The sequence below is a fragment of the Burkholderia sp. GW821-FHT14F03 genome, from assembly GCF_058803765.1.
This window is the reverse complement of sequence record NZ_JBXAPG010000014.1, coordinates 95,015-118,589: the sequence shown is the minus strand read 5'-3', so window position 1 is coordinate 118,589 and position 23,575 is coordinate 95,015. Positions and strand designations below refer to the sequence as shown.

The 23,575-nt window shown below is 69.7% G+C and carries 17 protein-coding genes and 1 pseudogene; 7 read left to right on the top strand and 11 right to left on the bottom strand.

Annotated features, from left to right (window positions below; genetic code table 11):
• Window positions 1–274: 274 nt before the first annotated feature.
• Entirely contained in the window at window positions 275–1,672 is a 1,398-nt protein-coding gene (locus AC1RQF_RS12015; protein ID WP_273997978.1) for an MFS transporter, read from the bottom strand.
• 225 nt (window positions 1,673–1,897) lie between these two features.
• On the opposite strand from AC1RQF_RS12015, the gene treA reads away from it, so the two are divergent.
• Window positions 1,898–3,556 carry an alpha,alpha-trehalase TreA gene (gene treA / locus AC1RQF_RS12010; RefSeq protein ID WP_273997979.1) on the top strand — a complete coding sequence of 553 codons (1,659 nt, stop codon included), beginning with the start codon at window positions 1,898–1,900 and terminating at the stop codon, window positions 3,554–3,556.
• Window positions 3,557–3,608: 52 nt separating this feature from the next.
• Here treA and AC1RQF_RS12005 read toward each other — a convergent pair whose 3' ends face one another.
• From AC1RQF_RS12005 to AC1RQF_RS11995, 3 genes are all read right to left on the bottom strand, one after another.
• Window positions 3,609–4,904, bottom strand: a complete 1,296-nt coding sequence (locus AC1RQF_RS12005) for an MFS transporter (protein WP_492872122.1) — start codon at window positions 4,902–4,904, stop codon at window positions 3,609–3,611.
• A gap of 415 nt (window positions 4,905–5,319) precedes the next feature.
• A complete protein-coding gene (locus tag AC1RQF_RS12000; RefSeq protein ID WP_273997981.1) occupies window positions 5,320–6,726 on the bottom strand; it encodes a pyridoxal phosphate-dependent decarboxylase family protein in 1,407 nt (468 codons plus the stop codon).
• A 128-nt stretch (window positions 6,727–6,854) separates the two neighbouring features.
• Window positions 6,855–7,709: a helix-turn-helix transcriptional regulator gene (locus AC1RQF_RS11995; protein WP_273997983.1), complete on the bottom strand. Its 855-nt coding sequence runs from the start codon at window positions 7,707–7,709 to the stop codon at window positions 6,855–6,857.
• Window positions 7,710–7,869: 160 nt separating this feature from the next.
• Between AC1RQF_RS11995 and AC1RQF_RS11990 the strand changes: the two genes are divergently transcribed.
• Complete coding sequence (locus tag AC1RQF_RS11990) at window positions 7,870–8,703, top strand: autoinducer binding domain-containing protein (RefSeq protein ID WP_273997985.1); 834 nt, start codon at window positions 7,870–7,872, stop codon at window positions 8,701–8,703.
• Window positions 8,704–8,921: 218 nt separating this feature from the next.
• The gene (gene asnB, locus AC1RQF_RS11985) at window positions 8,922–10,889 is read left to right on the top strand and encodes an asparagine synthase (glutamine-hydrolyzing) (protein WP_492872121.1); all 1,968 of its coding nucleotides are present in this window, start codon (window positions 8,922–8,924) and stop codon (window positions 10,887–10,889) included.
• A gap of 250 nt (window positions 10,890–11,139) precedes the next feature.
• On the opposite strand, the gene AC1RQF_RS11980 is transcribed toward asnB, so the two are convergent.
• The 4 genes from AC1RQF_RS11980 to AC1RQF_RS11965 all read right to left on the bottom strand — a co-directional run bounded on the left by AC1RQF_RS11980 (window position 11,140) and on the right by AC1RQF_RS11965 (window position 17,901).
• Complete coding sequence (locus AC1RQF_RS11980; protein ID WP_273997987.1) at window positions 11,140–12,447, bottom strand: carbohydrate-binding protein; 1,308 nt, start codon at window positions 12,445–12,447, stop codon at window positions 11,140–11,142.
• A gap of 2,091 nt (window positions 12,448–14,538) precedes the next feature.
• Window positions 14,539–14,937, bottom strand: coding sequence for a winged helix-turn-helix domain-containing protein (locus AC1RQF_RS11975; RefSeq protein ID WP_273997988.1), 399 nt, complete (start codon window positions 14,935–14,937; stop codon window positions 14,539–14,541).
• A 309-nt stretch (window positions 14,938–15,246) separates the two neighbouring features.
• Window positions 15,247–17,436, bottom strand: a complete 2,190-nt coding sequence (locus AC1RQF_RS11970; protein ID WP_492872120.1) for a xanthine dehydrogenase family protein molybdopterin-binding subunit — start codon at window positions 17,434–17,436, stop codon at window positions 15,247–15,249.
• Window positions 17,437–17,439: 3 nt separating this feature from the next.
• Window positions 17,440–17,901 carry a (2Fe-2S)-binding protein gene (locus AC1RQF_RS11965; protein ID WP_273997990.1) on the bottom strand — a complete coding sequence of 154 codons (462 nt, stop codon included), beginning with the start codon at window positions 17,899–17,901 and terminating at the stop codon, window positions 17,440–17,442.
• Window positions 17,902–18,086: 185 nt separating this feature from the next.
• On the opposite strand from AC1RQF_RS11965, the gene AC1RQF_RS11960 reads away from it, so the two are divergent.
• Both AC1RQF_RS11960 and AC1RQF_RS11955 read left to right on the top strand, forming a co-directional pair.
• Window positions 18,087–19,028 carry an AraC family transcriptional regulator gene (locus tag AC1RQF_RS11960; protein ID WP_273997992.1) on the top strand — a complete coding sequence of 314 codons (942 nt, stop codon included), beginning with the start codon at window positions 18,087–18,089 and terminating at the stop codon, window positions 19,026–19,028.
• A gap of 4 nt (window positions 19,029–19,032) precedes the next feature.
• The gene (locus tag AC1RQF_RS11955) at window positions 19,033–19,599 is read left to right on the top strand and encodes a GNAT family N-acetyltransferase (protein ID WP_492872119.1); all 567 of its coding nucleotides are present in this window, start codon (window positions 19,033–19,035) and stop codon (window positions 19,597–19,599) included.
• A gap of 25 nt (window positions 19,600–19,624) precedes the next feature.
• Here the strand turns inward: AC1RQF_RS11955 and AC1RQF_RS11950 are convergent, their stop codons facing one another.
• Window positions 19,625–20,164, bottom strand: coding sequence for an RICIN domain-containing protein (locus tag AC1RQF_RS11950; RefSeq protein ID WP_492872136.1), 540 nt, complete (start codon window positions 20,162–20,164; stop codon window positions 19,625–19,627).
• Between AC1RQF_RS11950 and AC1RQF_RS11945 the strand changes: the two are divergent.
• Window positions 20,069–20,281 (top strand): annotated as a pseudogene (locus AC1RQF_RS11945) (VOC family protein); the annotation flags it as partial. The gene AC1RQF_RS11950 and the pseudogene AC1RQF_RS11945 overlap by 96 nt on opposite strands.
• Before the next feature lie 201 nt (window positions 20,282–20,482).
• Here AC1RQF_RS11945 and AC1RQF_RS11940 read toward each other — a convergent pair.
• Together AC1RQF_RS11940 and AC1RQF_RS11935 are read right to left on the bottom strand one after the other, a co-directional pair.
• On the bottom strand, window positions 20,483–20,902 hold the full coding sequence (locus AC1RQF_RS11940; RefSeq protein ID WP_492872118.1) for a cupin domain-containing protein: 420 nt from the start codon (window positions 20,900–20,902) through the stop codon (window positions 20,483–20,485).
• A gap of 564 nt (window positions 20,903–21,466) precedes the next feature.
• Window positions 21,467–21,823, bottom strand: a complete 357-nt coding sequence (locus AC1RQF_RS11935; RefSeq protein WP_273997997.1) for a DUF3564 family protein — start codon at window positions 21,821–21,823, stop codon at window positions 21,467–21,469.
• 192 nt (window positions 21,824–22,015) lie between these two features.
• Here AC1RQF_RS11935 and AC1RQF_RS11930 point away from each other — a divergent pair, with 192 nt between their 5' ends.
• On the top strand, window positions 22,016–23,497 hold the full coding sequence (locus AC1RQF_RS11930) for a sugar ABC transporter ATP-binding protein (protein WP_273997999.1): 1,482 nt from the start codon (window positions 22,016–22,018) through the stop codon (window positions 23,495–23,497).
• The last annotated feature ends 78 nt before the right edge of the window (window positions 23,498–23,575 follow it).

Below are 23,575 nucleotides of genomic sequence, written 5' to 3'. Positions count from 1 at the left end.
GACAGAAGGTTTGCTCAAGATTCCTTATAGTTTTTCCAACGCCGTACCAGCCCGCACATGGCAGGTTCTGCTCCCGACGCACGATATTTCTATGGCACGCAGGGAGCGAATCCAGGTGTCTCACCCCCGTCGGGACACCCGGAGCGCGTTCAAGGCGGACATCCATCCGGTTCATTACCGGCCCCGGGTGGATGTCCGCTGGTTTTTTTGTGCGCGCCGCGCGCATCTTCCGCCGTCCCGCTTCCCGCTTTCCTGTTTTCCTTCGTCGTGATGTTCAGCCGCGCTTGCCGCGCGCCATCTCGTCGCCCGCATTCGGCGCGAGCCGCCGCGTGATCGGGATCGACGCGCAAGAGCACAGGCCCACCACCAGGAACGCCGGCCAGAAATCCGACCAGACGATCGCCGCATGCCCTTGCGCCCAGTGCGAGATATGCAGCACGAGCCCCGCGACGGTCACGCCGAGGCCGAGCGACATCTGCTGGACCACGCTGCCGAGGCTCGTGGCGCGACCGACGTCGCGCGCCGAGATATCCGCGTAGATCACCGAATTGAGGCTCGTGAACTGGAGCGCGGGGAAGATGCCGCCGACCAGCACGATCGTCCAGATCGCCCAGGTCGACATGCCCGGGTGGAAGGTGCCGTACGCGGCGATCGCGAGGCCCGAGAACGCGGCGTTGTACATCAGCACGGTGCGGAAGCCGAAGCGGCGCAGCGTGCGGGTGGCGAGCATGCGCGTGATCGCGCCGCCGAACGCCGTCGCGCAGGTGATGAGGCCCGAGTGGAATGCGCTCATGCCGAGCCCTTCCTGGAGCGCGAGCGGCAGCAGGAACGGCACCGCGCCGAGCCCGATGCGGAACAGCGAGCCGCCTACGACGCTTGCGTGGTAGGTGGGGATGCGCAGGAAGCGCAGGTCGAGCACGGGCAGCGTGGCGCGGCGCGCGTACAGCACGTACAGGCCGAGCAGCAGCGCGCCGGTGGCGAGCATGCCGAACGCGGTGGAGCGCGAGGTCAGCGCGCCGTCGATCAGCGTGAGGCCCATCAACAGCAGCGCGGCGCCCGTCGCGGACAGCGCGAAGCCCACCCAGTCGAGCGGCCCCGGGTGCGGCTCGTGCGTATTCTGGATGTGCTTGTTGGCGAGGTAGATGCCCCAGATGCCGATCGGCACGTTGATGAAGAAGATCAGCCGCCAGTGCAGATAGGTGGTGATGAAGCCGCCGAGCAGCGGCCCCGCGGCGGGGCCGAACAGCGCCGGCACGCTCAGGTAGTTCATGGCCCGCACGAACTCGGCGCGCGGCACCGAGCGGAAGATGATGATGCGCCCGACGGGCACCATCATCGCGCCGCCCACGCCCTGCACGAAGCGCGCGAACGTGAACAGCTCGAGGTTGTTCGACGCCGCGCACATCAGCGAGCCCGCGACGAAGATGCCGATCGCGGTGCGGAACACGGTGCGCGCGCCGAAGCGGTCGGCGAGCCAGCCGCAGATCGGGATGAACACGCCGAGGCCGACCACGTAGCTCGTGATCGCGATGTTGAGGGTGACGGGGCTGTGGCCGAAGTCGCGCGCCATCGCCGGCAGGGCCGTGACGATGATGTTGGCATCCACAGTCTCCATGAACAGCGCGCAAGCGACGATCAGCGGTGCGATGAAGGCTTGGATGGCGAGCGGCATGGGGACGATGCGCGGCAAAGACGCCATTATTGCATCGATCGATGCCGCCGTGTAGGCCGGTGCAACAGTTGTTCTGCGCGTGCAGCGGCAACCGATGCTTGCGCGTCGCCCGGCTTTCGTGCGAAGCTGCCCCCGCATTCCGAATGCCTATAAGCATGCCGTGCCTGCGTGGGCCACGCGGCGGGAGACCCCACAACCGTTGATCCTATCGAGGGAGGGGGAAGCATGGTCTCGTCGCAGTCGTCGTCCACGCAGCATCCGTCGCGCGCCGCGCGCGGCATCCGTTCGAGCGTCGCGCCGTCGTGGCGCGCCGCCGGTCTCGCCGCCTGTCTCGGGCTGGCCGGCTGCAATCTCGCGCTCGCCGATTCTGCCGCGCCCGCCGCGGCCATCACGCCGCCGCCGAGCGAGCTGTACGGCGACCTGTTCGTCGCGGTGCAGACCGCGCAGATCTATCCCGACCAGAAAACCTTCGTCGACGCGACGCCCAACGCCGATCCCGCGACGATCGTCCAGCGCTACCAGCAGCAGAAGGGCGCGCCCGGCTTCTCGCTGAAGGCGTTCGTCGACCAGTACTTCACGCCGCCCGTCGACGAGACCGTGACGCCGCCCCCGAACCAGACGCTGCGCGCCCATATCGACTGGCTGTGGCCGAAGCTCACGCGCACGACGACGAGCGTGCCCGCGTACAGCTCGCTGATCGCGCTGCCGAAGCCCTACGTGGTGCCGGGCGGCCGGTTCCGCGAGGGCTACTACTGGGATACCTATTTCACGATGCTCGGCCTGCAGGAGGCCGGCCGCGAGGATCTCGTCGACAACATGCTCGACAACTTCGCGTATCTGATCGACACCGTCGGCCACGTGCCGAACGGCAACCGGACCTACTACGTGAGCCGCTCGCAGCCGCCGTTCTTCGCGTACATGGTGACGCTCGCCGCGCGCGCGGAGGGCGACAAGGTGTACCAGAAATACCTGCCCGCGCTGCGCAAGGAGTATGCGTACTGGATGCAGGGCGAGCGCACGACGCGGCGCGGCGCGGCGACGCGCAACGTCGTCGCGATGCCGGACGGCTCGGTGCTGAACCGCTACTGGGATGCGCGCGCGACGCCGCGCGACGAGTCCTACCTGGAGGACGTGCAGACCGCGCAACAGGTGCCGAACCGGCCGGCGGCGGACGTGTGGCGCGATTTGCGCGCGGGCGCGGAAAGCGGCTGGGACTACAGCTCGCGCTGGTTCGGCGACGGCCGCACGCTCGCGACGATCCGCACGACCGCGATCGTGCCGGTCGACCTGAACAGCCTGATGTTCAATCTGGAGACGACGATCGTGAAGGGTTGCGGCGTGACGCGCGACCTGCGCTGCGTCGCGGAATTCTCCGGGCGCGCGATCCGGCGCGCGGCCGCGATCAACCGCTATCTGTGGAATCGCAACGGCTATTACGGCGACTACGACTGGCAGCTCGGCAAGCCGCGCGACATCCTGTCGGCCGCCGCGCTCTATCCGCTGTTCGCGGGCGTCGCGTGGCCGGAGCGCGCGCGGCAGACCGCGCGGCAGGTGCGCGCGACGCTGCTGCAACCGGGCGGCCTCGTCACGACGACCACCAATACCGGCCAGCAGTGGGATGCGCCGAACGGCTGGGCGCCGCTGCACTGGATCGCGCTCGTCGGCCTGCAACGCTACGGCGAGCCCGCGCTCGCGCGGGACATCGGCACGCGTTTCCTGAACGACGTGAAGGGCGTCTATGCGAGCGAAGGCAAGCTGGTCGAGAAATACGTGGTCGAGGGCGCGGGTACGGGCGGCGGAGGCGGCGGTGAGTATCCGTTGCAGGACGGCTTCGGCTGGACCAACGGCGTGACGCTGAAACTGCTGGATCTGTACGGCGATTGAACGCGCGGTGACGCCCGGCGGCGCGCGGTCCGCCCGCCGGGCCGCCCGGGTGTCAAGCGAGGGGCGCGACGCGGGCCGCGGACCAGCGGGCCGGCGTGTGCCGCACGGTGAGCGCCCAGCACAGCAGCGCGAGCGCGCTGATCGACGCGCCCAGCAGACAGACCCCATCCCAGCCGCGCCACGCGTAGGCGAGCGTCGACGCGAGCGAGCCGAGTGCGCAGCCGATCGAATAGAACAGCATGTAGCCCGCCGTGACGCGACTGTGCACGGCAGGCGGCAGCACGCCATAGAGCATGCTCTGGCTCGCGACGTGGGTGGCCTGGAGGCCGAGGTCGAACGCGACGACGCCGATCACGAGCGGCCACCGGCTGTGCTCGATCCAATGCGCGGCGGGCCATGCCGCGAGCATCAGCAGCAGGCCGCCTCCCGTGACGAGGCGCTCGCGGCCGCGATCGGCCCAGGCGCCCGCGTGCGCCGCGCCGAGCGCGCCCGCCGCGCCGGCGAGGCCGAACAGGCCGATCGCCGTATGCGACAGCGCATGAGGCGGCGCGCTGAGCGGCAACACCATCGGTGTCCACAGCACCATCGCGGCGGCGAACATCAGGAGCGAGATCAGCGCGCGGACGCGCAGCACGGGCGCTTCGACGAACAGCGTGAACACCGATGCGATCAGGCGCGGATACGGCGTGGCGGCGCGCGCGAGATCGGCGGCGGGCAGCGCGCGATGCAGCAGCAGCGTGATCGCGAGGGTCGCGCCGGCCGACGCGAAGTACACGGCGCGCCAGCCCGCGAGGTCGGACAGCGCGCCCGAGACCGTGCGCGCGAGCAGGATGCCGAGCACGATGCCGCTCGTGACGATGCCGACCACGTGGCCGCGCTGCTCCGGCGCGGCGAGCGTCGCGCTGTAGGCGACGAGGATCTGCGTGACGACGGCGAGCAGGCCGATCGCGGCCATCGCGGCGAACAACAGCGGCGCGTTCGGCGCGAAGCCGACCAGGGCGAGCGCGGCGGCCGAGCACAGCGACTGCGTGACGATCAGGCGGCGGCGCGGCAGCAGATCGCCGAGCGGGACGAGCAGCAGCAGCCCGGCGCCGTAGCCGATCTGCGTGATGGTGACGACCGCGCCGATCAGCGCATGCCCGATGCCGAACCGGGCGGCGATCTCGTCGAGCAAAGGTTGCGCGAAGTAGACGTTGGCGACCGCCAGGCCGCAGGCCACCGAGCACAGCAGGGTGATGGCGCGACCGAACGGCGCGGGCGGGGCGGCGTGCGCGCGCGGCGCGGCGGCGGGGTGCAAGGCGGGCGCGGGGGCGTCGAGGCAAACGGCGCCGTCGTGGTCCGGGGGCATGGCGATTCCTTTTGTGGTTGCAAAACGAAACTTGCTTGGATGCTAGATCAACAAGTTTCAAAATGCAACTTGATGGGTGGCGTGCCGGTGGTCTCCGCTGGGGATTGCAGGGGCGAGGCGTTGTCAGCGCGACGTGTGGCGGCGTTGCCAGTTGAGGGGGCTGCGCGATGCGGCGTCATGCATCGGGAGGCGCACGCCTGGAGCGGCATCCTGCGTCGAGAGGCGCGCGCGAAGCGACATTGTGTGCCGGAAGGCGCGTGGTCGAAGCGATACCGCCCATCGATAGGCACGCGCCCGAAGTGGTGTCGCGCGTTGATCGGCGAGTGCGCGAAATGGCGTCATGCATCGGGAGGCGCACGCCTGGAGCGGCATCCTGCGTCGAGAGGCGCGCGCCCAAGCGACCGCCGCAAGTGCGTCAGCGCGCCGCGACCGAAGGATCGTCCAGCGCGGCGACCAGCGACTCGAATACCCGCGCGACGTCGGCGTCGCTCGTCCGCCAGTTCGAGAAGGCGACCCGCAACGCCCACACGCCCTGGTATACGGTGCTCGTGATGAACGCGTCGCCGCGATCGCGCACCGCGCGCACGTAGGCCTGCACGCGCGCTTCGTCGGGCGCGCCGTCGAGCGTGAAGCAGACCACGTTCAAGCGCGTCGGCGCGAGCAGCCGCAGGCCGGCCTGGGCGTCGATGCGCGCGCCGAGCGCGCGGGCCAGCCGGACGTTGCGCGCGACGATCTCCGCGTGGCCGTCGCGGCCGTACGCCGCCAGCGCGAACCACGACGCGAGCGCGCGCAGCCGGCGCGAATTCTCGGGCGTCAGGTGCACGAAATCGGGACGCTCGCCGGGCAGCCCGAGATAGGCCGCGCTGTTCTGGAACACGCGCAGTTGCAGGTCGCGCCGTCGCGTGAATTGCAGTGCCGCATCGTAGGGCACGTTGAGCCACTTGTGCAGGTCGATGCAGATCGAGTCGGCCGCATCGAGCCCGGCGACGAGCGGCGCATGCTCGGGCACCAGCGCGGCGAACGCGCCGAAGGCGGCGTCGACGTGCAGCCAGAACGGATAGCGCGCCTTCAGCGCGGCGATCGCGGCGAGATCGTCGAAGTCCACGGTATTGACGGTGCCCGCGTTCGCCACGACGATGACCGGCTCGCCCTCGCGCGCGGCCAGCTCGGCTTCGAGCGCGCCGACGTCGATCGCCTCGCGCCCGGGCAGCGCGGCGATCCCGCGCAGCGCGCCGCGCCCGAGGCCGAGCACCGACAGCGCCTTGAACACGCTCGAATGCGCGGTCGCGGACAGCACGGCGACCGGCCCGAGCGCGGCCACCCCGGTCTCGGCGACATCGAGCCCCCGGCGCTCGCCGATCCATTCGCGGCCGATCGCGAGGCCGACCAGGTTCGACATCGTCGCGCCCGTCACGAATGCGCCGTGCTGCGCGTCGCCGAGCCCGAACAGCTGGCGAAGCTGCGCGACCGCCTCGCGTTCGAGATCGGGCGCGGCGCTGTCGATGCCGGCGGTCGGGTTCTGGTCGTAGACGCCCGTCAGCCAGTCGCCCGCGAGCGAGGCCGGCGTCGCGCCGCCGGTGACGAAGCCCAGGTAGCGCGGTCCCGCGCTGCCCGAGAAGCCGGGCGCCCAGCGCGCGGTGAACGCGGCGAGCGCGCCGGCGAGCCCCGCGCCCTGTTCGGGGAGCGGCGCGGGTTGCGCGGCCGGCGGCGCGAGCGCCGCGGGGCGGCGGTCGAGCCCCGCGAGCGTGGCGAGCGCGTGCGCGCGCACCTGCTCAAGCAGCGTATCGAGGTCGGCGAGATCGGAAGCGAGTGTCGGGTGCATGTCGGGAGCCGGAGGTGACGGAGGAGTGGGCGCGTGCAGCAGGCGCGTGCGACGGCGCGCGCTCGCCGGATCCGCCAGCTTAGATCGTGTGGTTGCAAATTGCAACTTGATGCCGCGAGAGGCGCCGCTCAGATCAGGCCGAGCTTCGAGGTCAGGTAGGTCAGCTGGATCCGGTTCGCGACGCCGAAGCGTTTGCGCAGCTTGCGCAGGTGGTAGTCGACGTTGTGCGCGCTGGTGTCGAGCCGCCGACCGATCTCCTTGTCGGACGCGCCCTCGGCGATGCCGAGCAACAGTTCGCGCTCGAATGCGCTCAGGCGGTCGGCGGCTCGCGTGCGCGAGGCGGCGATCAGGTGCGAGGACGCGAAGCGATGCACGGAGAGACCGATCGACAGCGTCTGTTCGAGCGTCGCCGGCGAGATCCAGTCGCGCGAGCGGCGCGGCGCGGTGAAGCTCATGAAGGCATGCAGGCGCGTGCCGGGCACCGGCATCGCATACATCACGCCGCTGCACAGCGCGTCGTCGCGCAGGGTGCGCAGGAAGCCGTCGACGCATTCCGCGTCGGCCTGCGCCGCATGGCGCAGCTGTTGCAGATCCCAGACGATCGGGACGTTCGACAGGCGCGCGAGCGCGGTGCGTGGATCGACGTCATGATGCCGGTGCCGCACGTAGTCGCCGCGATAGGTGGCCGGCGTGAACGCTTCATGCAGATACAGCCCGTCGACGCGCTCCTGCGCGTATTCGAGCGCGAAGTACGCGAAGGTCGCGAAGCCGGTCAGGTGCAGCAGGCTGGTGACGATCCGGCCGCGCTCCGCCGCGCCCTGCGCGCGCGCGAGCATGTCGGCGACGCCGAGCCGGGGGGCGTGGCAGGGCGCGGGTTCGGGCGCCGGCTCGCGCTCGCGCGCGTCGCGGCACCAGACGACTTCGATCGGCGCGGCGGCGGCGGGCGCGGCCGTGGCGGGTTCACGCAGGACGACATCGGACATCGGAGGCAGCCTCTGGGTGCGGCAGGGTTGTACAAACACGCGGGCTTGCGCGTAATATCCGGTAATACTAACTGCGCACGCCGCCGCCGCGAAGCGTGCGCCAAAAACCATGCGCATGACGGGGTTCTTGAACACATTGGTATCGGGAACGCACTCGTCCATGACTGCTCCAGACAGCCTGCCTGTTGTCGAATGGTTTTCCCTGGCCGATCTCGCGGCGTGCCGCGCGCCGGCCGCCGGGCCCGCCTCGGAGGCGCCGGCCGTTCTTACCGGGCCCCGTTCCGTCTTCGGTCAATCCGACTGCTTCGGCTATGCGCTCGCCGACACGCCCGACCGGCTGCGCCGCGCAGGCTTCGCCACGCTCGGCTACAGCGCCTACGACATGATCGGCCGGCGCGTGCTCGGCGCCTACGTGCTGAGCGCGTTCGCGCCGGCGTCGTTTGCGCGCGCCTACCTGGCGCAAGGGCTCCACGACGCGGATGCGCGCTTCGCCGAGTTGCGGCGCAGCGGTTTTCCGGTTGCCTGGCGGCTCGACGCGCTCGAGGCCGAGGCGCGGCGCGAGGCGGACCCGCGCGCGCGTTCGCTCGCCGCGCTGCTGCGCGCGCATGCGATGCACAGCGGCGTGATGTTCAGCCTGGCCGAGCCGCGCCTCGGCCTGCGCATCGTCGTGAACCTCGATTCGCCCCTGCCCGACGCCGACTGGATCGACGATCGCGTGGTCGGCGGCGCGCTCGCCTTGAGCCTCGGCGTGCATCGCGCGGCGCAGCCCTGGCTCGACGCGCGGATCGGCGCGCGCCGGCCGGCCGCGCTCGAGGCGGAGCAGGCGGGCGTGCTCGAACGGCTGGTGCGCGGCCTGTCCGATCAGGAGATCGCCGACGCGATGCGCATGTCCACGCATCGCGTCGGCGCGCAGATCCGCATGCTCGAAAAGCTGTTCAACGCGCGCAACCGCGCGCAGCTTGCCTATCTCGCCGCACGGCGGATGCATGGGTGAACGGTGCGCGCGCAGCGTAATAGTCGCGGGCTTTGTGTCTCTCGGCGGGCTGGATGCGAATATTTTTCAGGTAAAAAAAGGGGGGCTGGCCGACCCGAATAATTGACGATTATTTTCTTCTTACCATGCTGTCAGCCTGCGGGCCTCGGCCCGTCCGCGTGGCCGACGCCTGCTTCCCCGACCAGAACGACGCATACCAACCGAACGGGATATTCGTCATGTGCGGAATCAGCGGCTTTCTGAGCCCTGTGGCATTCGACCCGGAGACAGCGCGCGCGACCCTCGCGCGGATGACGGACAGCCTCGCGCACCGTGGGCCCGACGATGCGGGCGCGTGGCTCGACGCGGACGCGGGCATCGCGCTCGGCCATCGGCGCCTGTCGATCGTCGATCTGTCCGCGCACGGACACCAGCCGATGGTGTCGGCGTGCGGGCGCTATGTGATGATCTTCAACGGCGAGATCTACAACTTCGATGCGCTGCGCGAGGAGCTGGTGCACGCGGGCGCGGCCCCGGACTGGCGCGGTCATTCGGATAGCGAAGTGTTGCTCGCGGCCTTTTCCGCGTGGGGCGTCGAGCCGACCCTGACGCGCGCGCTCGGGATGTTCGCGCTCGCCCTGTGGGACCGGCGCGCGCGCGTGTTGACGCTCGCGCGCGATCGCATCGGCGAGAAGCCGCTGTACTACGGCAGGATCGGCGGCGCGCTCGCGTTCGGCTCGGAGCTGAAGGCGCTGCGCGGCATGCCCGGCTTCGAGCGCGTCGGGATCGATCGCGACGCGCTGTGCCTGTACCTGCGGCACGCGAGCGTGCCCGCGCCCCACACCATCTACGAGGGCGTGCGCAAGCTGCCGCCCGGCGCGTATCTGCAATTCGAGCACGCGGCGCACGATCCCGCGCCGCGCGAATACTGGTCGCTCGACCAGGTGATCGCGGCAGGCCGCGCGGCGCCGTTCGACGGCGACGCCAACGCGGCGGTCACGCGCCTCGACCGCGTATTGCGCGACGCGCTGACCGGGCAGATGCGCGCCGATGTGCCGTTGGGCGCGTTCCTGTCGGGCGGCGTCGATTCGTCGGTGATCGTCGCGCTGATGCAGACCCAGGCCGCGCAGCCGGTGCAGACCTTCACGATCGGCTTCCACGAGTCGGGCTACGACGAGGCGGGCTATGCGAAGGCGGTCGCGCGTCATCTCGGCACGCGCCATACCGAGCTGTACGTGACGCCCGCGCATGCGCTCGAGATCGTGCCGCGCCTGCCCACGATCTACGACGAGCCGTTCGCGGACGCCTCGCAGATCCCGACTTTCCTGGTCGCCGAGATGACGCGGCGGCACGTGACGGTGAGCCTGTCCGGCGACGGCGGCGACGAACTGTTCGGCGGCTACCCGCGCTATTACCTGACGCCGCGCCTGTGGCAGCGGCTGCGCCGCGTGCCGGTGGCCGTGCGCGCGCGGATCGCGGCGGCGCTGCATGCCTTGCGTCCCGACCACGCGGACCAGCTCGCCGCGCTCGCGCAGGGCGCGTGGAGCGGGGCGGCGCGCCGCGAACTCGCGCCGCGCGTCGGCGACCGCCTGCACAAGCTCGCGAACGTGATGACCGCGGACAGCCCGATCGCGCTGTACCGGATGCTGATGTCGTCGGTGCATCACCCCGAGCGTCTCACGCTCGCGGGCCGCGAGCCGCCGACGCTGCTCGACACGCCGTCCGCATGGCCCGGCGGGCTCACGTTCGCCGAGCAGGCGATGGCGGTCGATACGCGCACCTATCTGCCGAGCGACATCCTCGCGAAGGTCGATCGCGCGGCGATGGCCGTGAGCCTGGAGACGCGCATGCCGTTCCTCGACCGCCACGTGATCGAATTCGTCTGGCGCCTGCCGCCCGCGCTGCGCATGCCGGACGGCGAGAGCAAGGGCTTGCTGAAGAAGCTGCTGTACCGCTACGTGCCGCGCCCGCTGATCGAGCGGCCGAAGCAGGGCTTCTGCGCGCCGGTGGGCGATTGGCTGCGCGGCGAATTGCGCGACTGGGCGGCGGAACTGCTGCGGCCGGGGCGTTTGCGCGAGGAGGGCTTCTTCGACGCGGCGCGGGTCGAGCGCCTGTGGCGGCAGCATCAGGCGGGCTTGATGAATCGCCAGCATCCGTTGTGGACGGTGCTGATGTTCCAGGCGTGGCTCGACGCGCAGCGCGCGTAGCAGGGAGCGCCTCGGGAAGCGGAGTGGATGGTCGGCAAGGCGCCGCACGCGGTCTCGCGAGACGCGGCCCGGGCGCTGGGATGGCGGGCCGCGAGCGAAGCACGGTCGTCTTCGCCGGATTTGCGTCGGCGCCGGCCCCGCATGCGCGACGATCGGCGCGCCGTCGAGGCGGGCCGGGGCGTCACCCCCGGCCCGCGGACGAACGTACCGGATGCGTCAGGCCCGGCCCGGCCGCATCCGGCGCGCGACGTCAGTTGGTGCTGCTGCTGAGACCCGTGGCGAACCGGAGGCTGTAGCCCAGCGCGCCCACGCCGCCGATCGAATTGCAGGTCGGCGAGGCCGCGCCGGGTCCGCAATCGGCGTCGCGATCGAACGACCAGAAGTGCACGCCGGCCAGCTTGTTCTGGTTCACGAACGCGGACAGCGCATCCGCATCCGAGAGCGTGAACGACTCGCCCGCCGTGTCGTTGCCGCCGATCATCGGCGTGACCTCGATCTGGTTGTACGGCACGCCCCAGTGATCATGCAGGTTCATCGCGGCCTGGATCGCCGATTGGCCCATCTGGCAGGTGCCGCCCGAGACCACGCAGTTGCCCGGCGTGGCCGAACCGTAATCCATCGTCATCAGGTTGATGGTGTAGTTCGTCAGCCCGTAGGTCTTGATCGCCGACATGACCCAGTCGCCGTACACGTTGAAGCTGTCCGGCGCGCTGGCCCCCCACGACGTTGCCTGCGTCGCCGAGCCCGGTGCGGGCGCGAGCGTCGCGAGCGTGAAGCTGAAGCGCAGGTTCGGGTATTGCTTCTGGGCCGCCACGACGCGCTGCACGAGGTCGTTGATGATCTGCTGGGTCTGGCCGCCCTCGATGTCGAAGTCGATGCCGACCAGGTTCTTCGACGCATAGCGATTGATGAAGGTCGAGAAGCCCGCGTCGCTGCCGCACGTGAACATCCCCGCCGCGCCGCCCGTCGAGATCACATAGTTGACGTTCGCCGCGCTGAACTGCGCGAGGTTGGCGGAGGCGAGCGCCGCGCCGCCGACGCCGGCCCAGTTCTCGCTGCCGCACTCGCCGGTCGCGAACGCGAGCGTGAGGGTGCGCACGCCCGACGGCAGCACGGAGAGCACGGGGCTCAGCGTACCGGTCACGTTCGTCGAGATCGCGTTGGTGTTCCAGTTCATCGAGATCGACGTGTCCTTGTACGGGCTGTAAATAAAGCCGGACGCTGTTCCGGTTCCGCTGCCCGGCGGGTTGGTGGGCGGATTCGTGGGCGGGTTGGTCGGCGGATTGCCGGGCGCGGAACCGATCAGTGTCCACAGTGTGGTCATGGTCGGATTCCAGCCGGTTGCGGAGTAGTCGGTCTGGCTGACGGTGGCCTGGTATTGGTTGCCGTTGTAGGTCACGACGGTGCCCGCGGCGTAGTAGGTATCGGGGGCCCAGGCGGCGACGGCGGCTGTCGCCGATTCACTGGTCATGCCGAGTACAAGCGAAATCGCGGTGACGCCCAAGACGGCTTGCAGCATGGTTGCAGCTTTTTTTTTCCAGTTCTTCTTGATATGCACGGTGCGCTCCATGTTGTTGGGTTTCTATGAGTGTGAACGTCTCGACCATTGTCGCGTGCCTCCTTCGCGCACGATCCGCGCGAAACGGCAGCGACCCATCCAATATCGAGGATTCCCGATCGATTCGAAAGCTGGAAGCGTTGTCAGGTCGGTTGCGTCGAGCGAAGCAATGCTCTGGCGCGGAGCAATGTGACGCGTGGCGGCGATGCGTCCGCGCGTGCGTCATATCGGTTGAACGACGAGGCGAAATCGCGCGCATTGTTGATGAACGGAAAATACCAAAGCGCGCGTGTGCGCGAGCCGGCCGTCATGTCGCGGGCATTTGTTCGCACATCGAGGCGTGCGATCGGATGAATGGAGCGGGACGTGATGCGTGGATCACGCTGCGTATGAGAGAGGCACGATGCAGACGACGGAGATCGCGATGCACGCTGTTGTCGGTCGCGCGCATCGTGATTGGATGGGAAGCGTCAAGACGCGTGTGTGCGAGCCGGACTTCATGTCGCGGGCATTTGTTCGCACATCGAGGCGTGCGGTCGGATGAATGGCGCGGGACGTGATGCGTGGACCACGCCGCGCGCGCGAGAGGTATGGCGCAGACGATGGAGATCGCAACGCACGCTGTTGCCGGTCGCACGTTCGGCATGTCGTGAGCGTTCGTCGAAGTTCGTCGTCCTGACGCGTAGGGCGAACGCATCGTAATCGAATGGGAGGCGCATGAAGGCCACATGGTGCGAGCCGGTCGTCATGTCGCGGGCATTTGCTCGCTCATCGAGGCGTGCGATCGGATGAATGGCGCGGGACGTGATGCGTTCACGCTTGCATACGCAAGAGGCGCGAAGCAGACGATGGAAATCGCAACGCACGTTGTTGTCGGTCGCATGTCACGACGTGTCGTGAGCGTTCGTTGAAGTTCGTTGTCCTTGCGCGTCGGGAGAACGCGCCGTAATTGAATGGAAAGCGCGCGAAGACGACGAGGTGCGAACCGGTCATCATGTCGTGGGCATTTGCTCGCGCGTCGAGGCGCGCGATCGGATGAATGGAGCAGGACAGGATGCGTGGATCGCGCTGCGCATGAAAAAGGAACGACGCAGACGATGGAGATCGCAACGCACGCTGTTGCCGATCCGCACGTTTTGCGTGCCTTGAGCGTGGCTCGAAGCCTGTCGCCCCGCATGTCGGGAGAGCGCATCGAGCTTGAAGGGAAAGCGCTCAAGCACGCGTGCGCGAGCCGGCCGTCATTTCACGCGTATTTGCACGCTTATCGAGGCGCGCGATCGGATGAATGGAGCAGGACGCGATACGTGGCTCACGTTGCGCACGCGAGAGGTATGACGCAGACGAAGGAGATCGCATCGCACGCCGTTGCCGGTCGCGCATTCGGCGCGCCGTGAACGTTGATCGGCGTGCGTCGTCCGCGCGTGTTGAGCGAGTGCATCGTGCTGGTCATGTGGGCTGGTCGCGCCGACGCAGCGAGTGCCGACGACCTCCGGAATCCGAAGCCGGCCCCAGTGCGCGCACGGCGTTCGCGCATGCCGGAAGCGTGCGGACTTGATGCAAGGGCACGCGCGACCGTGACGCGCATGGTCATCGCGACTGCTTCAAACGGAATTCGATCAATGCGCAGAAGGCCCGCTGCCGGTCAATGAACGACGCTGCGCCGGGGATGCGAATGCGAGCCGCGCCGCGCGCAACCGGTGACGACGACGCAGGCAGGCATGCGATATACCGGGCGGACTCCCCCCGACCATGCGCCGCACCGATGTCGCATGCGCGGCGGCGTCGATCCGCCGCGCGCGATTCCCGTCAACGCGACGGCTGCCCGTCGGACGGCGTGGCGATCGGGTGCCGCGGCGGGCTGATGCGCAGCGTGCGCGGCGAGGCCGCGGCGCGGGCGCGGGTCGGCCGTGCATGGCGCAGGCCGGCGGCGGGGCGGGTCGCTGCGTGCGGGCGACCCGGGCGGCGCGCGGCGCCGGGCTGACGGGCGGCGGGTCGGCCGTCCGGGCGGGCGATGCCCGCCAGAAGCGCGCGAAACGTCAATGGGCACATGATGTCCCTCCTCGTAGGTTGGCCGAGCGGTGGCCTTGCCGCTCAGTGCCATTCGGCGACCATCTCGTGATGGACGGTCGCGCGCGGCGTGCTGGTTTCGTCGTGATCCTCGGTATGGGTCATCGCCGCGCCGAACAGCACGAGGCGGTAGCCGACCGAGTAGATCGGGATGATGCGCATGTTCTTGTCGTTGTCGAGTTCGAGCTTGGCGCGGATCCGCGAGATGTGCGTGTCGAGCGTGCGTGACGACACGCCCAGCTCGCGCCCCCAGACCGCTTCCTGGATCGCCGCGCGCGGCACGATCTTGTTCATGTTGTCGAGCAGGAATTCAACGACGTCGAATTCGCGCGGCGTCATGCAGATCAACTGGCCGTCGATCTCGATACAGCGGCGCACGAAGTTGATTTTTATGTTGTCGATGTACAGGTATTTGCAATCCATGATGGTCCTCGCGACACGTAGATTGATTTGCGATTGGTACGAGGAACTCTGTGCAATTGTTGGGCCAGCTCGCGGGGAGTAGAGGGAATGTCCGAATCGGCAGGCCAGGGCCCTTGAATTGAAAGGCTTTGGAATAGGTGGGGAGGGATGTAAAGGGACGGCGCCGTAATAATTCGAAACGAATTGAAGGTGTGTTACGTAGCATGAACGGCGGCGTTACGTCGACGTAACGGGGGGACGTAACGTGCGCGCAGCACGCGGCGCCACGCACGCCGGGCAGGGCTGCCCGGCGTGCGTGGCGCGGGCGGATCAGGCCCGCTTGAGGTCGGCCGCGGAGAACGGCAGCGCGTGGATGCGCCGGCCGGTGGCGGCGAACACCGCGTTCGCGACGGCCGGGCCGATCGGCGCGACGCCGGGTTCGCCGACGCCCGTGGGCGCTTCGCCGGACGGCACGATATGCACCTCGACGCGCGGCATCTCGTTGAAGCGCAGCACCTGGTAGCCGTCGAAGTTGTTCTGCTCGACCTTGCCGTCCTTCAGCGTGATCGCGCCGTGCAGCGCCGCGCCGAGGCCGAAACCGATCCCACCCTCCATCTGCGCGGCGATGATGTCGGGATTGATCGCCGTGCCGCAGTCGACCGCGCACACCACGCGTTCGACTTTCACATTGCCTTCGGCGTCGACCGACACCTCGGCGACCTGCGCGACGAAGCTGTTGAATGCCTCGGCGACCGCGATGCCGCGCCCCCGCCCGGCCGGGAGCGGGTGGGCCGGGTCCCAGCCGGCCTCGCGCGCGGCGAGATCGAGCACCGCCCGCATGCGCGGTTCCTGCGCGAGCAGGTCGCGGCGGAACGCGTAGGGATCCTTGGCCGCGGCGTGAGCGGCTTCGTCGATGAAGGCCTCGACCGCGAACGCGGTGTGCGAGCTGCCGACCACGCGCCACCACAGCACGGGCACCGGGCTGCGGGTCGTCGTCAGCTCGACCGACAGGTTCGGAATCGCGTAGCGCAGGTTCGCCGCGCCCTCGACCGAGGTCGGATCGACGCCGTCCTTGATCCGCCCCGCGAACGGCGTGCCCGCCATGATCGACTGGCCGACGATGCGGTGCCGCCATGCGCTCAGCTTGCCGTCGGCCGTCAGCCCCGCCTCGATCCGATGGACGTACATCGGCCGGTACAGGCCGCCGTGCAGGTCGTCCTCGCGGGTCCATTGCAGCTTGACGGGCGTGCCGTCCGCGCCGAGCGCCTTCGCGATCGACACCGCCTCGACGATGTAGTCGGACCACGCGTTCGCGCGCCGGCCGAAGCTGCCGCCCGCGTACAGCGTGTGGATCTGCACCTGCTCCGGCTTGAGCCCGGCGACGCGCGCGGCGTTCGCCTGGTCGATGGTCTGGAACTGGTCGCCGGCCCAGATCTCGCAGTGTTCCGCGCTGAGCTTGACGACGGCGTCGAGCGGCTCCATCGGCGCGTGCGCGAGATACGGGAACGTGTAGGTCGCCGAGATCCGCCGCGCGGCGCCCGCCAGCGCCTGCGCCGAGTCGCCCTCGCGACGCGCGGACGCGCCGGGCTGCGCGGCGAGCCGGCGATACTCGGCGGCGATCGCGTCCGAGCTGCGCGTTTCCGCCTGCGTCTCGTCCCATTCGACCTTGAGCGCGTCGCGGCCCTGCTTGGCGGCCCAGAAGCCCGTCGCCACCACCGCGACGCCGCGCGGCACCTGGACCACGGCGACGACGCCCGGCACCGCGCGGGCGGCGGCCGGGTCGAACGACTTCACGGTCGCGCCGAAGCGCGGCGGCCGCTGCAGCAGCGCGACGCGCATGCCGGGGAAGGTGACGTCGAGCGTGAACTGCGCGGTGCCGTCGGTTTTCGCGGGGACGTCGACGCGCGGCGGGCGTCGGCCGATCAGCCGGAACGCGTCGGGCGACTTCAGCGTCACGTGCGCGGGCACGGGCAGCCGCGCGGCCGCCGTCGCGAGCGAACCGTAGGTGGCCTCGCGCTGGTGGACGGCGTCGATCACGCGGCCGTCGCGGGTGCTCAGCGTGGTCGGATCGACGCCCCATTGCGCGGCCGCGGCGGCCACCAGCATCGCGCGGGCCTTGGCGCCGGCCTCGCGCAGCTGGGTCCAGGAGTTGGCCATCGATGAACTGCCGCCGGTGCCCTGGACCGTGCCGAACTGCAGGTTGGCGTAGCGGCTCGCATCGGCGGGCGCGCTTTCGACGCCCACGTCGCGCCAGTCCGCGTCCAGTTCCTCCGCGACGATCGTCGCGAGGCCGGTATAGGCGCCCTGGCCCATTTCCACGTGCTTGGCGATGACGGTGACGCGGTTGTCGGGCGTCACGCGCAGGAAGGCGTTCGGCGCGAACGCGGCGGCGGGCGCGTCCGCCGCGAGCGCGCGGCGGATCCCGACGGGCCAGTTGAATCCGATCGTGAGGCCGACCGCAGCGCTGGCGCCCGCGGCTTTCAGGAAGGTGCGGCGCGAAGGAGTGAGTTGACTGGACATGGCTCAGGCCCTCAGCGTGGCGGCGGCGTCGTGGATCGCGGCGCGGATCCGCGCGTAGGTCGCGCAGCGGCACAGATTGCCGTTCATCGCGGCATCGATGTCGGCGTCGGACGGCGCGGGATTCTGTTCGAGCAGCGCGGTGGCCGACATGATCTGGCCGGACTGGCAGTAGCCGCACTGCGGCACCTGCAGCTTGACCCAGGCGGCCTGGACGGCTTGCGCGGGGCGGCTCTTCAAGCCTTCGATGGTGGTGATGCGCTTGCCGGCGATCGCGGCGAGCGGCAGCACGCACGAGCGGGTCGCCTGGCCCTCCAGGTGCACCGTGCAGGCGCCGCACTGCGCGGCGCCGCAACCGAACTTGGTGCCGTGCAGGCCGGCCTGCTCGCGGATCGCCCAGAGCAGCGGCATGGTGGGATCGGCATCGAGCGTGACGGACGTGCCGTTCAGGACAAACGTGGTGGCCATGGGTTCTCCAGGGGGACGAGGGCCGGTCGGACGCCGGCCGCTACGCGGCAGTGTGCGCGGCCGGCGTCGCGCGCGCGTACACAATCCTGCAAAAATATTGAACAATCCTGCAAATCACGGCGGCCGGCTTCGGCGCGGCGGCCGCGCTTCGGTATGCTCGGATCCGCTGATGCGGGGGGACTGCGATGGAACAAGCACTGTCGGTTATTGACATGATGGGGCGGCGCGAGGCGGCGCGCCGCGAACTGGCCGCGCTGATCGGCCGTTTCCTGCCGGTCGACGGCCGCTACCAGAGCGCGATTCCGGCGCTGTCGTTCTACCGCTGCTCGGCGCCCGTCGATCTCGGCTGCAGCGTGTCGCGCGCGGCCTTCGTGTTCGCCGCGCAGGGCGCGAAGGAGGTGACGGTGGCGGGGCAGGCGTACCGCTACGACCATCTGCGCTCGCTCGTCACCTCGGTCGACCTGCCGATGCTGTCGCGGGTCGTCGAGGCCTCGCCGGACGCGCCCTATCTGTGCCTGAAGCTGGCGCTCGATCCGCGCCGCATCGTCGAGCTGGCCGCCGAGCTGAGGCAGCCGGACCCGGACCTGGTGCCGGCGGGCGAAGGCATCTCGACGGGGGCGCTGTCGATGCCGCTGTTCGACGCCGCGCTGCGGCTCGTGCGCTTGCTCGATACTCCGCGCGACATACCCATTCTTGCACCGCTGATCGAAAAGGAGCTGCTCTACCGGCTGATGACGAGCGAGCAGGGCGAGCGGCTGCGCCACCTCGCGGTGGCGGGCAGCCAGTCGTACCGGATCGCGCGCGCGATCGAGTGGATCCGCGACCATTACGCCGAGCCGCTGCGCGTCGAGGCGCTCGCGCACACGGTCAACATGAGCGTGTCGTCGCTGCACCATCATTTCAAGAACTTCACGACGCTGAGCCCCTTGCAGTACCAGAAGCAGCTGCGTCTGCACGAGGCGCGCCGGCGCCTGCTCCAGCAAAGCGGGGATGTCGGCTCGATCGCGCTGCAGGTCGGCTACGACAGTCCCTCGCAGTTCAGCCGCGAGTACAGCCGGCTGTTCGGCGCGCCGCCGCTGCGCGACGTCGTGCAACTGCGGCGCCGCGAAGCGGTGATGGGCGAGTGAGCGCATGACGAACGCACCGGAGCGGGTCGAACTGCGCACCGAGCGGCTCGTGCTGCGCCGGGCGCGGGACGACGACGCCTTGCCCTTGTTTCTCGATTACACGGGCGATCCCGAATGCGCGCGCTTCCTGCGGCGCAAGCCGCACGCGCGGGTCGGGCAGACGGGCGCGATGCTGGCCGGCTGGTTCGACGCCGCGTGGCGCAATCCGGACGGGCCGTTCGGCTGGGTCGTCGCGCGCCGCGACGACGACGGCCCGATCGGCGTGTTCATCGCGATGCCGGACGGGGCGCAGGCGGAGATCCACTATGGCCTCGCCCGCGCGTACTGGGGGCGGGGGCTCGCGACCGAGGCGGGGCGGGCGGTGGTGGGCGCGCTGTGGCGCCGCGCCGCGCTCGAACGCCTGTGGACCTTCTGCGACGTCGACAACCTCGGGTCGAGGCGCGTGCTCGAACGTCTCGGCTTCGTGCACGAGGGCGTGCGCCGGGGCTGGGTGACCCTGCCCGCCTACGGCGACGCGCCGCGCGATTGCGATGTGTTCGGGCGTTCGCGCCAGGCGGGCGAGGCGGCCTGACGCGAACGCGGCGGGCGGGACCGCCTCAATAGGCGAAGCGTCGGCCCGGGGTCGTCCAGATCTGGTTGGCGGCGTTGCATGGCTGCAGGCTCAGGTCGCCGTTCGCCGCGTGCGTCAGGCAGCGGCCGTTCTGATTCGACACCAACTGCGCGTTGCCATTCGCGCCGGCCGGCCGCACCACCTGCCATTGCTGCGCGCGTGCGCCGCTCACGCAGGTTTCGAGCACGATCTGGCCGCCGATCCGGGCCTGCGGCGCGGTCAGGCAATAGGTGTGCTTGGTCTGGACCGTACCGTCGCCCGCCCGCACCCACAGCGCGCGACTGAACGCGCCGCCGCCGGCGCGTTCAGTCGGGGCGAGCGTCGGGCAGGCCTCGGCGCGGACCGGATTCGGGCCGGCCGCGGTGCCGCCGACCAAGCCGTTGCGTGCGGCGAGACAGGCGCCGTTGGCCTTGAGCAGGCCCTCGGCGCTTTGCTGCGGCCCGCCGATCAGCGTCGCCTCCGCGCCCTGGGTCGCGACGAACGCGAGGAAGCCGCGATCGAACTGACCTACAACTGGGACAAGCACGCCTACGCGCGCGGCGATGCCTGCGGCGATGTGGCGATTGAAGTCGACGATGCGGCCGCGACGTGTCTCGACGCGAAGCGTCTTGGCCACCGCGTCGTCCGCGAGGCGGGGCCGATGCAACATGGCCGCACGGTGATCGCGTTTCTCGAGGACCCGGATGGTTATCGGATCGAACTCATCCAGAAGGGCACGCCGTTCGATAGAGCCGACGCCTCTGTCGAACGGCGCGGGCAGGGGCCTTGCGTGGCCTGTCCCGCCTCGCCGGAGATTCAACGGGTGGCTCCCGCCGTTCAGCCGCGCGCCCTCGCGCGGACCCGCTCAGTATTCCGGCTTCTCGCCGGCCGCCGGCACGGAGGTGGGCGTGCCGGGCGTGCCCGCGTAGGTCAGCCGCAGGACCGTCGGCTCGTCGCCCGATTCGCCGCGATGCTCGGCGTCGATCGACTCCGCGAACGCGTCGCCCTGGTGAAACACGCGCGTCGCGCCGCTCGCCCGGTCATGCAAGGTCAGTGTCCCGGACAGTACGTAACCTGCATTGATCACCGGATGCGTATGCCACGGCAACGCGGCATGCGGGGCGATCGTCAGACGGATCATCGTGATTTCGGGCCGGCCGGTCGGATAGTGCGGGCAGGTCAGGCCGTTCCAGGATTGCTGCGCCTGCAACAGGACTTCCCGCTTGCCGGTGGCAACGGCCGCGCCCGTTACGGCATGGGCGGACAGCGCCGCGGCCGCGCTCAACAGCCACGCACCTTCGATGATCTTCCTGAATATGCTCGTCAGGTCGGTTCACTCCCTGTGACAATGGATCCCGCGCCGGGATCGGCGGATCGCGCGGCCGGTCCTGGTCCGGCCCCGATGTACCGCAACAATCGCGACACCCACGAGCATAGAGAGACGCACGTCGCCTTAACAGCAACTTAATCAGACGATCATGCTGGCGAATTGTGATGCCGCGCGCGATGCACGGTGCCCGTCGGCGAACGATACTCGAATGGAGGCCCCACGTCGGCGTGTGTCGGGGACCGTCGGGCGCACAGGGACTTTCGCGCGAGGCGGTGCGATCGTGGACGAGAAGGAAGTCGCGGGAAACCGCGCACGCATGAAATGTTGCCACGTGCGGCCAGCCGCGGTGGCGTCATGCGATGGTTCATCGGGGAAGAACCCGCGCGGGCGGGAGCGTCGGCTTTGGATGGGCGAGTATCCCGCGACTGCCGCTCGGAACCGGTTCTATCGCGCCGTTTGCGTTTCGCGCGATGTATGGCGCGGGATCGAATGCGCGCCGCGTGGACGGCGCGCGGTGTTTCAGCGCACGACGGTGAAGCCGCGCGTTTCCGGCTGCACGGTGCCGGTTTCGACGGCTTGCAGCCGCCAGTCGCCATCGGCCTGCTGGCGAGCGAGGACGGCCTTGCCGCGCCCCTGCCACGCCACCGCCGCGATGTCGTCGAATGACAGGCCTTGCAGGCGGCAGACCGCTTCGCCGCTGTCCGCCGAGCACAGCGCGATCGCGCCCTCGACGTCCTTGACCTTGCCCCAGGTCGGGAGATCGATGCCCTGGTGGGCCTCCCTGGACCACAGTTGTTCTTCCGTATCCAGCCACAACACCGCGAACGATTGTTTCATCGCCTGATCGCGTCGATCGATCTTGATGGTGAGGCGCATTGCGTAGTCTCCTGTAGGAAAGACGTCATGGTGCCGATCCATTCAGTCTAGAAAGCTTCGGGCGGAACGCAAGATGCGCTGCGCAATAACGTCATGCGCATTTCGTCGCATATGCATATGAGCAACGCTTGGTTCGCCGGTCCCGCCGCGCTCGCTAGGATCGCGCTCTGCTTTCCGTCGCGAGGCTCGCCGATGTCGTCCGTCGTGTTTTCCGTCCGTGGGGTCGCGAAGCGTTTCGGGGCGACGGTCGCGCTCGCGCGCGTCGATTTGTCGCTGTGCGCGGGCGAGGCCGTCGCGCTGATGGGCGCGAACGGCGCAGGCAAGTCGACCTTCGTCAAGATCGCGAGCGGCGTGCTGGCCGCCGACGCGGGCGCGCTCGTCTTGCGCGGTGCACACTATGCGCCCGCTTCGCCGCGGCACGCGCAGCGCGCGGGCGTCGCCACCGTGCATCAATCGATCGCGGACACGGTCGTGCCGACGCTGTCGGTCGCCGACAATCTGCTGCTCGACAGCCTGTGCACGTCGCCGGCGGGCGGGTTCGTCACGCCCGCGGCGCGCCTGCGCGCCGCCGCGCCGCTCGCGCAGCGGGTCGGGCTCGCGGTGGATCTGCGCGCGCCGCTCGGGTCGCTGCCGCTGGCGGCGCAGCAGCGCGTGGTGATTGCGCGCGCGCTGGCGCATCAGCCGGCGCTGCTGATCCTCGACGAACCCACGGCGAGCCTGTCCGCGTCCGAGGCGGAGCGCCTGTTCGTCCTGGTCGACCGCCTGCGCGCCGATGGCGTCGCGATCCTGCTCGTGTCGCATCGCACACACGATGTGCGGCGCATCGCGGATCGCGTCGCGATCCTGCGCGACGGCCGGATCGTTTCGACCCCGTCGCCGCCGTTCGATTTCGATGCAGCCATCGATACGATGATCGGTCGTACGCTGCCGCGCGCGGCGAAACCCGGGCGCGACGATGAATCCGATCCGCGCGATGAGCGCGCGGCGCCCGGCGACGGTTTCCACGCGAGCGGGCTGCGCGTGTATCCGCACAGCGCGCCGTTCGATCTCGCGGTGCGGCGCGGCGAGATCGTCGCGCTCGTGGGGCCGGTGGGCGGGGGCAAGTCGCGGCTCGCGCACGCGATCTTCGGCGCGGGGCGGCTCGTCGAGGGCGACATGCGGCTCGACGGCGCGCCGTGGCGTCCGCGCTCGCCCGCCGACGCGATTCGCGGCGGCGTGTTCCTTGCCGGCGAGGATCGCTGGCGCGCGTCGCTGTTTCCGGACGGCACGCCGTGCGCGACGCTCGCGGGCACCTTGAGCCTGCCGTTCCTCGCGCGCTGGTTTCCGGCCGGACTCGTGCGCCGGTCCCGCGAACGCGCCGCCGCCCGCGCGGCGATCGCGCGTTTCGGGATTCGCTGCACGGGCCCCGACGATCGGCTCGGCACGCTGTCGGGCGGCAACCAGCAAAAGGCGGTGATCGCGCGCTGGCATCTGGAACCCGCGCGGTTGCTGCTGCTCGACGAACCGTTCCAGGGTATCGACATGGGCGCGCGCGCCGACCTGATCGCCTTGCTGCGCCGCGAAGCCGCCGCGCGCGCGACGCTCGTGTTCATGAGCGACCTGGAAGAGGCGCATGCGCTCGCCGATCGCGTCGTGCGCTTCGATCGCGGGACGCGCGAAAGCGTGGAGTCGTAACCCGGCGATCGGCATGTTTCGCGGGCGCTTCAGCCGATGGCTCGCCGGGGGGGCGAATTCAATCGGACGGTCGGGAAG